At 55.8% G+C, this 616-nt stretch carries 1 protein-coding gene; it reads left to right on the forward strand.

The window, feature by feature from the left end; translation table 11 throughout:
- Nucleotides 1-616 (forward strand): hypothetical protein (locus tag J4D97_RS23195; protein ID WP_208309654.1); only part of this gene is annotated, 616 nt, incomplete at both ends.

The following is a 616-nucleotide window of genomic DNA, read 5'->3' on the forward strand; positions in this document are numbered from 1 at the left end:
AAATCCAAGCGTCTGTTGCTGCTGCTTTTTGGAACTTTCGGTGCCCTGTTCATCACCGTTAGTGGAATAGCCGCCGCAGGTTTGCTTGATCCGGCATTGAAAAGCCCTGCCCTTGCCGCTACCAAAACGCAGTTGCCCGTGTTTGGTATCCTGCCTGAAAACCGGGAGATGCCAGCTGAGCAAAAACTGCTGTTTACCAAAGCGGAAAATCAATTAGCCCGGCAGCTGCTGCTCAGGATGCAGCAGAAGCAAGCGGCGCAGGAGCCATATGTGGTTGGGGTGCTGAGCAGCCACATGGCGGAAGGCAAGAGCACCGTTGTAGCCAGCCTTTCGACCCGCCTTGCTGCCAGCGGCCTTAGAACGCTCACCCTACTACCCAACGACCATAAGCAGCAACTTGCAGTGGATGGTACGGTTGCTTTTTACTCTCCGCTACAGGGCGTAAGTCCAAAGGCAACCTTGTCGGACATAGCCGGCGCCTCGCTCGCCCAATACGAAGTAGTCATCGTGGAATTTCCTGCCTTGCTGGAAGCCGCCTATCCGGCCGCTTTGCTCCAACGTTTGGTTAGGGTACAGACAGGGTTTCTGTTCGTCGGCCTGGTGCTGTTGCTGCTGG

Source organism: Hymenobacter defluvii, assembly GCF_017589435.1.
In the GTDB taxonomy this organism is placed as follows: Bacteria; Bacteroidota; Bacteroidia; order Cytophagales; family Hymenobacteraceae; genus Hymenobacter; species Hymenobacter profundi.